Below are 9,254 nucleotides of genomic sequence, written 5' to 3' on the forward strand. Positions count from 1 at the left end.
GTCATGTACGTCGTCGTGGTCTATGACACCGCTGCAGAGCGTAATCCGCAGATCCTTCGTACCTGTCGCCAGTATCTCCACCATGTCCAGCGCAGCGTATTCGAAGGAGCCCTCAGCGCCGCCCAGTTCAAGCGCTTCCAAGCCGCCGTGGCGGGTGTGATCGACACTGGATACGACAGCGTGCTGGTGTACACCTACCCACCCGGTTCCGTGCCACGTCGCGAAGAGTGGGGCGCTGCCCAGCCGTCCCCGAGCGACATTCTCTAACTAAGATCAATCCGACGGATTGCAGCGAACCACCGGGCTCAGATGCACAACCGACAGTTCACTGCATTTCGAGCACCCAAACCACCGACTCCACCGCCATTGAGCTGGCGCTTTACCTTGGGGTCCTCATCGCCCCTGCGAGGGGCAGCAACAGGTGACCGAGCCGCCCTGGCCGAGCGTGACCGAGTCCTCATCGCCCCTGCGAGGGGCAGCAACTCGAAGACGATGCAGGTGACCTTCCGGCCGTCCACGGTCCTCATCGCCCCTGCGAGGGGCAGCAACGTCGAGGTCTTCTCCACCCAGTCCTTGCGCCGAGTCCTCATCGCCCCTGCGAGGGGCAGCAACAAACCTACTGGAGTCAGGGCAGGTCAATCGGGCTAGTCCTCATCGCCCCTGCGAGGGGCAGCAACATACTGAGGGCCTCGGAAACATGATGCGCGATCACGGTCCTCATCGCCCCTGCGAGGGGCAGCAACATGGGCGTGATCCGCAGTGGCCTGATGCGCTGGGCAGTCCTCATCGCCCCTGCGAGGGGCAGCAACTTCGTCGAGATCATTCGCAAGGCGGCGACGCAGACGTCCTCATCGCCCCTGCGAGGGGCAGCAACTCAACGATTTGGACGGCTACAACGGGCGGGTCCGGCGTCCTCATCGCCCCTGCGAGGGGCAGCAACGTCATAGCGACAACTAATCCTTCGGCCAGTCCTCGCGGCGTCCTCATCGCCCCTGCGAGGGGCAGCAACTGCTCCAGTGCCCGCGCGCCGACTGCGGCATCGGTCCTCATCGCCCCTGCGAGGGGCAGCAACGAGCAGGATGCGGCGGTCACCGTGACCGGTGACGTGTCCTCATCGCCCCTGCGAGGGGCAGCAACATCACGGTCGGCTTGGTGTGGCCGGTCACCGCCATGAGGTCCTCATCGCCCCTGCGAGGGGCAGCAACCCCGCAAGAACGGCAAGAGCGAGCTCGCCGCGGGTCCTCATCGCCCCTGCGAGGGGTCACAACCAGCGGTAGACTTCCTGATTCCACGTCTGAGGATTCGTCCTCATCGCCCCTGCGAGGGGTCACAACCTGATCATGGCGCGCGGCTACTACACCCGCAGCCTGTCTTCATCGCCCCTGCGAGGGGTCACAACATGCCGACGCTGGCGAGCCAGGCGACGAGCACGGTCGGTCCTGAAGTTGACCCCTGACGCTAGGGAGGTGCTGAAAGTGGAGGACTGGGCCGAGATACGCCCCCGGAATCCTCACCGCGCTGGGCACGACGTCCACCGCCCTGCGCCTGGTCGAGGCGATGACCGTGTCCCGCGCTGTCGCCGCCCTGCTGGCCGGTTCCACCGACGGCCAGCGGGACCGCCTCCTCGACGCGCTGGAGGAGCTTTGCGCGAGCAGGTCTGACGTCTCCTCAGGCACAATTGATCTTTCTCGTGCTGTGGGCGGGCGGGCCTGGGCGCAGGTCACCGATGGCTCCGGCATGGGCTATCGTCGCGGATTGAACAGTGAGAGGAGACGACTCGGTGGTGCAGGAGACGCGCTCGCGCGATGACCAGAGGGTGAGCGGCACGTGAGTCCTGAGGGGAAGCCGATGCGGCTCTGGGGCGGCCGGTTCGAAGGCGGCCCGGCGGACGCGCTCACCCGGCTGTCGGTGAGCGTGCATTTCGACTGGCGGCTGGTTCCCTACGACCTGCTCGCGTCGCGGGCGCACGCCCGGGTGCTGAACCGGGCGGGGCTGCTGGCGGACGACGAGCTGGCCCGCATGCTGGCCGCCATCGACGATCTGGAGGAGGCCTGCAAGTCCGGCGCCTTCCGGCCGACGGTGGCCGACGAGGACGTGCACACCGCGCTGGAGCGCGGCCTGCTCGAACGGCTCGGCTCGCTCGGCGGCAAGCTGCGCGCCGGGCGGTCCAGGAACGACCAGATCGCCACCGACCTGCGGCTCTACCTGCGCGACCACGTCCGCACGATCGTGTCCCGGCTGGTGGAGCTGGAGACGGCGCTGATGAGCCAGGCCGAGCAGCACGCGGAGACGGCCGCCCCCGGCATGACGCACCTGCAGCACGCGCAGCCGGTCTCGTTCGGCCACCAGCTGCTGGCGCACGTGCATCCGCTCACCCGCGACATCGAGCGGCTGCGCGACTGGGACAAGCGGGCCGCGATCTCGCCGCTCGGCTCCGGCGCGCTGGCCGGGTCCTCGCTGCCGCTGGACCCGCAGGCGGTCGCCGCCGAGCTCGGCTTCGACGCGGCGGCGGCGAACTCGATGGACGCGGTCGCCGACCGGGACTTCGCCGCCGAGTTCCTGTTCTGCGCGGCCATGATCGGGATCCACCTGTCCCGGCTGGGCGAGGAGATCGTCCTGTGGGCGTCGCAGGAGTTCCGCTGGATCGAGATGGACGACGCCTACTCGACCGGCTCCTCGATCATGCCGCAGAAGAAGAACCCGGACGTGGCCGAGCTGGCCCGGGGCAAGTCTGGCCGCCTGATCGGGTCGCTGATGACGCTGCTGACCACGCTGAAGGGCCTGCCGCTCACCTACAACCGGGACCTGCAGGAGGACAAGGAGCCGGTGTTCGACGCCGTCGACACCCTGCTCCTCGTCCTTCCGGCGGTGTCTGGCCTGGTCTCCACGATGCGGGTGAACACGGCCAAGCTGGAGACATCCGCGTCGGACGGGTTCGCGCTGGCCACCGACCTGGCCGAACTGCTGGTCCGCAAGGGCGTCGCGTTCCGGGACGCGCACGAGGCGGTCGGGCACCTGGTGGTGTGGTGCCAGGTCAACGACAAGGAGTTCGGCGAGCTGACCGACGAGGAACTGGCCAAGGTGTCGCCGCACTTCGGCGGCGACGTCCGGGATGTGCTGAGCGTGCCCGGCGCGCTGGCCGCCCGGAAGGCGTACGGCGGGACCGCGCCCGACCGCGTGCGTGATCAGCTGGACACGCTCCGTGAGACCGTGGACGCGCAGGCGGCATGGGCGACCGGAGCCTGAAGCCGCTGACGCGCGACTTCTTCGACCGGCCCGCGCACGAGGTCGCCCCCGACCTGCTCGGGCGGGTCATCGCGCACGGGCCGGTCGCCGTCCGCCTCACCGAAACCGAGGCGTACGGCAAACCCGGCGAAGACCCCGCCTCGCATTCGTTCCGCGGCCGGACCCACCGGAATTCCGTCATGTTCGGCCCGCCGGGGCATCTGTACATCTATTTCACGTACGGGATGCACTTCTGCGCCAACCTGATCTGCCTCCCGGAAGGGATCGCCTCCGGCGTGCTGCTCCGAGCCGGGGAGGTCGTCTCCGGCGTTGACGTCGCCCGGTACCGGCGGGAGAACGACCGCCCGGTGCCCGACCGCGACCTGGCCCGTGGCCCTGCCCGGCTCGCGGTCGCGCTCGCTCTCGCCAGGGAGCACAACGGACTCGACTGCTGCGGCGGCGACGGAATCATCCAGGTCCTGGAAGGCGAACCCGCCATGGCGGTCAAGGCGGGCCCCAGGACCGGGGTCGCGGCCGGAGCCGAGACTCCGTGGAGGTTCTGGATCGACGGGAACAGCACGGTTTCGCCGTACCGGCCTCATGTCCGGCGGATCCGGGCGTAGGTCCAGGGAACAGCGCACCTGAACAATGGGATAACTACATCCTGTGACGAAAGGCTCGCGAACAGGTGTAAATCCTGCGGGATGCACCGTCGTGTCGGAGTCGTAAGGACGTCCCTCTAGATCAGCCCTTGGCAACGTCGAAACGCCCACCTTCCCGAGGGGAGTGGGCGTTCTGGTGCTCGCAGGCGACGGCGACAGGTTACTTCCCGGGCTGGTACTCAGCGCGAACTCGTTCATCAGCGGGCCGCCTTCGCGGCTTCGCCCGTCGGCCCGTGCGTGCGAGCCCCTCGTAGTACGCCTTCTGCGCGTTGACCGCGAGCGGTAGCGCCTCAGTCGGAGCAGCAGATGTGGACCTTGGTCGGCAGGGTGTTGGAACGGTCTGCCGACCAAGATCACGGCCCGCTCACGGCCCGAGAGCGTGGGGCCGGAGCGTGACGTTCAGCGGACGTAGACGTTTGGCCTGGTCGGAGTGGCCATGCCGTCGCCGATGAAGAAGCTTGGGTGTGGTGGCTGGTTGTAGGCGGTGTTTTGCCAGGCGATGGCGACGCGGTACATGGGGTCGTGGGCCAGGGTGTGGATCTTGCGGTCGGTGACTGAGGTGGTCGCGTAGATGCGCAGGGCGGTGTTGGCCGTGGTTGGCCAGATCACTTCTTCGCGCCAGTCGCCGAGGATGTCGCCGGACAGGGACGGGGTGGCCTTGGTGCCGTTGTTGGAGTGCACGCCGGAGGCGGTCAGGAGGCGGATGTCGCCGCTGGTGCCGTACTTGTCGACGCGGGTGGCGTCCACGAGTTCGCGGACGGGGTCGCCGTCCCACCAGGCCAGGAAGTTGATCGACGACGGTTCGCGGCCGAGGGAGGCGCCGGTGACGCTGCGTAGTGTGGTGTCGCTGGCCGACCATGACTCGGCGCCGGGGCTGCCGGCCCAGATGTCGGCCGAGACGCCGCGGCCGTTGTCCGCGCCGCTGGCCGACTGCCAGAGCACCTGGCCGGTGCGGGCGTCGGCGAACCAGGAACCCGGGCGGGCCGTCTCCTCTGAGACCTTGAACACCTCGAGCCCGGCCCTAGCGGGGTTGAGGTCGCCAACGTGTAGCGCGTCGCCGTGGCCGAGACCGGTGTTCCACAGCGGCGAGCCGTTGTCGTTGATCGTCATCGCGCCGAAGATGATCTCGTCGCGGCCGTCCTGGTCCACGTCGCCGATGGACAGCTGGTGGTTGCCCTGGCCGGCGTACTGGCTGCCCGCGGAGTTGGAGTCGAATGTCCAGCGGCGGGTCAGCGTGCCGTTGCGGAAGTCCCAGGCGGCGATCACGGTGCGGGTGTAGTAGCCGCGCGACATGATCAGGCTGGGCCGGGTGCCGTCCAGGTAGGCGGTTCCGGCCAGGAATCGGTCCACGCGGTTGCCGTAGTTGTCGCCCCAGGAGGAGACGGTGCCGCGGGCGGGGTCGTAGTTGACGGTGGAGAGGGCCGCGCCGGTTCGGCCGTCGAACATGGTGAGGAATTCTGGACCGGCTAGGACATAACCGGAGGAGTTGCGGTGGTCGGCGGTCGAACTTCCGATCACCTGACCGGTGCCGGAGGTGGTGCCGTCCGCCGTCTTCATGGCGACTTCCGCGTCGCCGTCGCCGTCGTAGTCGTACACCTGGAACTGGGTGTAGTGCGCTCCCGCGCGGATGTTCCTGCCCAGGTTGATACGCCAGAGACGGGTGCCGGTCAGCGTGTACGCGTCCACGTAGACGTTGCCGGTGTAGCCGGACTGGGAGTTGTCCTTCGCGTTGGAGGGGTCCCATTTCAGGACGAACTCATAGTCTCCATCGCCGTCGAGGTCGCCGACGCTCGCGTCGTTGGCGGCATACGTGTACGCCTCGCCGGATGGCGTGGTTCCTCCGCCCGGGGGCTGGATGGGCACGTCGAGATAGTTGCCGCCGGTGAATCTGAGCGACGCGGGGGAGGCGGCCTGTTCCGCGCCGTTGATGACCGCTCTGACCGTGTACGACGCGTCCGCGGCGGCCGTGTCCAGATAATTCGTGGAATTGCTCACCGTGGCCACCCGGGTGCCCCCGCGGTAGACGTTGAACGTGGTCGCGGACGGCTCGGTGCCGAGCAGCCGCCAGGAGACCAGGTTTGCGCTGCCGGACCTGACGCTGATCAGGCCCCGGTCGAGGTCCTCGACCTGCTTTGCCCCGGCGGGAATGGTCGTCGGACTCGGGCTGGGGCTGGGACTTTGGCTTGGGCTGGGGGATGGGCTTGGGGTGGGTGTGGGGCTGGGGACCGTACCCGTGCAGACCGTGCCGTTCAGGGCGAACGACGCGGGAGCCGGGTTGCTGGAGTTGTTCCATGAGGCGTTGAAGCCGAACGCCGCGCTCGCGCCCGTGGCGAGCGCCGCGTTGTAGCCGGCGTCCGCCGCCGTGACCTGCGAGCCGCTCTGGGTGACGGTGGCGTTCCAGGCCTGGGTGACCGCCTGCCCGGCCGTGTACGTCCAGACCAGGCTCCAGCCGTTGAGCGGATCGCCCAGGTTGGTGATGGTCACGCTGCCGGAGAAGCCGCCCGACCATTGGGTCGGGACGCTGTAGTCGACCCGGCAGCCGGGGGCGGCGGCCTGGGCGGTGACTCCCGTGGACGCGGCCGCGAGCGCGATCAATCCGATGATCGCGAAGCGCTTCGATTGCGTACGCATGTGCCCTCCCTGTGGGGGACTGGGGTGACCACCTTGTACCGAAACCTTTCGGAAAGCGCTATCCGGGAGGGGGGCCGGATTTATCGGCATATGCTGGGCGGTCCTCTTACCTGGAGACATCCGATGCCTGGGCACTCACGGGAGGTGAACGTTTCAGCTCCCGGTATTGAGTGGCGATAGGGTTTCGTGATCAGGCAGGCTGGACTCAGCCGCCTCCCGACGAGCAATGGGAAACTGGAACCGTGACCGACATCCTCGATGAGCTTGACTGGCGCGACGTCACCGCGCAGACCACCGATGCCGACGCGCTCCGCGCGGCACTGGCCGAGGGTCCGATCACGGTCTATGCGGGTTTCGACCCCACCGCGCCCTCGCTGCACGTCGGCAACCTCGCCACCCTGCTCATCCTGACCCGCTTCCAGCGCGCCGGGCACCGCCCGATCGGCCTGGTCGGCGGCGCCACCGGCCTGATCGGCGACCCCAGCGGCCGTAGCACCGAGCGGGCCCTCAACTCCGAGGAGATCGTCGAGGAGTGGGTGGCCAGGATCCGCGTCCAGGTGGAGAAGTTCCTCTCCTTCACCGGCGACAACGCCGCCACTCTGGTCAGCAACCTCGACTGGACCGCCGGGATGTCGGCCATCGACTTCCTGCGCGACATCGGCAAACACTTCCCGGTCAACCGCATGCTGGCCCGCGAGTCGGTGTCGGCCCGGCTGGCCGGCGAGGGCCTCAGCTACACCGAGTTCAGCTACCAGATCCTGCAGGCCAACGACTACCTGGAACTTTTCCGGCGGTACGGCTGCACGCTGCAGCTCGGCGGCAGCGACCAGTGGGGCAACATCATCGCCGGGGTGGACCTGATCCGGCGGGTCGAGGGCGCGCACGCGCACGTCTTCACCGGCAAGCTGATCACCAAGGCCGACGGCACCAAGTTCGGCAAGACCGCCGGCGGGGCCGTGTGGCTGGATCCGGCGCTGACCTCGCCGTACGCGTTCTACCAGTACTGGCTGAACGCCGACGACCGCGACGTGATCCGCTTCCTCAAGGTGTTCACCTTCCGCACCAGGGAGGAGATCGAGGAGCTGGAGAAGGCGGTCGCCGACCGGCCGTTCGCCCGCGAGGCGCAGCGCACGCTGGCCGAGGACCTGACCACGATGGTGCACGGCGCCGACGAGCTGGCCCGGGTGGTGGCGGCCTCGCGCGCGCTGTTCGGCCAGGGGTCCATCGCTGACCTGGACGAGGGCACGCTTGCCGCCGCCCTGTCCGAGGTGCCCAGGGCGGAGGTGGCGGGGCTCGGCCTGCCGTATGTCGATCTGATGGCGGAGAGCGGCCTGGCCAAGTCGAAGTCCGAGGCACGCCGCGCGGTCAAGGAGGGCGGGGCGTACCTCAACAACACCAAGATCACAGACGAGGAGTATGTGCCGACCGCCGAGGACCTGCTGCACGGCCGGTTCCTCGTGCTGCGCCGGGGCAAGCGCACGATCGGCGGCGTCGAGGTCTCCGGCTAGATCTCCCGGGCGTTCTGCGTATTCGTTCACAGAAACCCGCGCGCCGCGCACCTACCTTTGGGCGACCCCCTCCCAGACGGTGAACAAGGTGGAACGATGTGCGTGGAACAGGACGTGGCCCGGCTGGGCACGGTGACGGCCGACCTCCTCGAGTGCAACCGGCTGCTCGCCGCGGGCGACGCCACACCCGAGGTACGGCTACGACGGGGGATCGCGCTCGACGCGATGCGTGACTACTCGGGTGCCCTGGCCGAGCTGACCGCCGCGCTCGACGGTCAGCTCGGCCCCGACGACCTGGCCGACGCCCACCACCGCCGGTCGCTGCTGCTGCGACGCTCCGGCCGTTACGCGGAGGCCGAGCTGGACGCGACCGCGTCCCTGGTCGCCAAGCTGACCTCGCGCGGGTACATCGCGCGGGCCATCGCCCGTTCGCTGCGCGGCGATCAGCAGGGCGCGTGGACCGACACCGAACGGGCGCTCCTGCTCAACCCCGGCGAATGGGAGGCCCGCGCGGTACGCGGCCGCGCGTTCCTGGCCATGAGCCGCTGGCGGGACGCGATCGACGATTTCGACTGGGTCATCGAGCTGGGGGAGTGCCCGGTCTACTCGGAGGAGCTCCGGGTGGACCGCGCCGAGGCCCTGCTGGCCATCGGCGAAGCCGCCCGCGCGGTGATCGACTGCGGCCTGGCCCTCGCGGCTCGCGTCCCGTGCCACCCCGTTTCCGGGGCACATCGGGCTCATCTCGTACGGGCCCGCGCGCAGCTCGCGCTGGGGGACGCCCAGGCGGCGCTGGGGGACTGCTTCCTGGCGGCGGCCATCGAGCCGGGTGCGGCGGAGGTGTTCGAGGTGCGGGCTGCGGCATATGAGGCGGCCGGGTGCCCGGAGGACGCCAGGAGCGATCTGATGCGCGCCAACGACCTGCGTGAGCCAAGAATTGTTGTGACCCCGGTAACAGTCTCGTAGCGATGTTGGCGGTCCGGGCCTTCGCGGGCGGTGTGACCTGCGAATTCGCGTGCGGAGCGGCGATTTGACGAGGGGGGAACGGTTGCCTAATGTTCTCTTCGCGCCGGGAGTGCGCGGCGGCCGAAAGGCAGCCGGATCCCGGGCCATCCTCTGATCAACCGTACGAGTCATTCGTGATGTGATCAAACACCCCAAACAGGGTGATTGGACACGAAGCGGATGAGCGGGTAAGTTAGAGGGGTTGCCCCGGAGACGGGGGAACGAT

Annotated in this window: 7 protein-coding genes and 1 CRISPR repeat array; of the genes, 6 read left to right on the forward strand and 1 reads right to left on the reverse strand. The window is 68.6% G+C overall.

Annotation, left to right across the window (positions count from 1 at the left end; all coding sequences use genetic code 11):
- The first annotated feature begins 3 nt into the window (after positions 1-3).
- The 4 genes from cas2 to Aple_RS22910 all read left to right on the forward strand — a co-directional run bounded on the left by cas2 (position 4) and on the right by Aple_RS22910 (position 3,848).
- Entirely contained in the window at positions 4-267 is a 264-nt protein-coding gene (cas2, locus tag Aple_RS22895) for a CRISPR-associated endonuclease Cas2 (protein ID WP_155346710.1), read from the forward strand.
- A 122-nt stretch (positions 268-389) separates the two neighbouring features.
- Positions 390-1,399: a CRISPR direct-repeat array (repeat unit 30 nt; unit sequence GTCCTCATCGCCCCTGCGAGGGGCAGCAAC).
- Positions 1,400-1,557: 158 nt separating this feature from the next.
- The gene (locus tag Aple_RS22900; protein ID WP_155346711.1) at positions 1,558-1,809 is read left to right on the forward strand and encodes a hypothetical protein; all 252 of its coding nucleotides are present in this window, start codon (positions 1,558-1,560) and stop codon (positions 1,807-1,809) included.
- Between the two features lie 39 nt (positions 1,810-1,848).
- Positions 1,849-3,246, forward strand: coding sequence for an argininosuccinate lyase (gene argH, locus Aple_RS22905; RefSeq protein ID WP_155346734.1), 1,398 nt, complete (start codon positions 1,849-1,851; stop codon positions 3,244-3,246).
- Complete coding sequence (locus Aple_RS22910; protein ID WP_155346712.1) at positions 3,228-3,848, forward strand: DNA-3-methyladenine glycosylase; 621 nt, start codon at positions 3,228-3,230, stop codon at positions 3,846-3,848. Before argH ends, Aple_RS22910 begins: the two co-directional genes overlap by 19 nt.
- Before the next feature lie 438 nt (positions 3,849-4,286).
- On the opposite strand, the gene Aple_RS22915 is transcribed toward Aple_RS22910, so the two are convergent.
- Entirely contained in the window at positions 4,287-6,518 is a 2,232-nt protein-coding gene (locus Aple_RS22915; RefSeq protein WP_155346713.1) for a rhamnogalacturonan lyase family protein, read from the reverse strand.
- A 242-nt stretch (positions 6,519-6,760) separates the two neighbouring features.
- On the opposite strand from Aple_RS22915, the gene tyrS reads away from it, so the two are divergent.
- Positions 6,761-8,026, forward strand: a complete 1,266-nt coding sequence (gene tyrS, locus Aple_RS22920) for a tyrosine--tRNA ligase (RefSeq protein WP_155346714.1) — start codon at positions 6,761-6,763, stop codon at positions 8,024-8,026.
- Between the two features lie 96 nt (positions 8,027-8,122).
- The gene (locus Aple_RS22925) at positions 8,123-8,989 is read left to right on the forward strand and encodes a tetratricopeptide repeat protein (protein ID WP_155346715.1); all 867 of its coding nucleotides are present in this window, start codon (positions 8,123-8,125) and stop codon (positions 8,987-8,989) included.
- Positions 8,990-9,254: the final 265 nt, after the last annotated feature.

Source organism: Acrocarpospora pleiomorpha (assembly GCF_009687885.1).
Lineage (GTDB): Bacteria > Actinomycetota > Actinomycetes > Streptosporangiales > Streptosporangiaceae > Acrocarpospora > Acrocarpospora pleiomorpha.

Coding starts and splice junctions, on each gene's coding strand:
- Aple_RS22910 (WP_155346712.1), top strand. CDS start 3,228: ATGGGCGACCGGAGCCTGAAGCCGCTGACGCGCGACTTCTTCGACCGG.
- cas2 (WP_155346710.1), top strand. CDS start 4: ATGTACGTCGTCGTGGTCTATGACACCGCTGCAGAGCGTAATCCGCAG.
- Aple_RS22925 (WP_155346715.1), top strand. CDS start 8,123: ATGTGCGTGGAACAGGACGTGGCCCGGCTGGGCACGGTGACGGCCGAC.
- Aple_RS22915 (WP_155346713.1), bottom strand. CDS start 6,518: ATGCGTACGCAATCGAAGCGCTTCGCGATCATCGGATTGATCGCGCTC.
- Aple_RS22900 (WP_155346711.1), top strand. CDS start 1,558: ATGACCGTGTCCCGCGCTGTCGCCGCCCTGCTGGCCGGTTCCACCGAC.
- argH (WP_155346734.1), top strand. CDS start 1,849: ATGCGGCTCTGGGGCGGCCGGTTCGAAGGCGGCCCGGCGGACGCGCTC.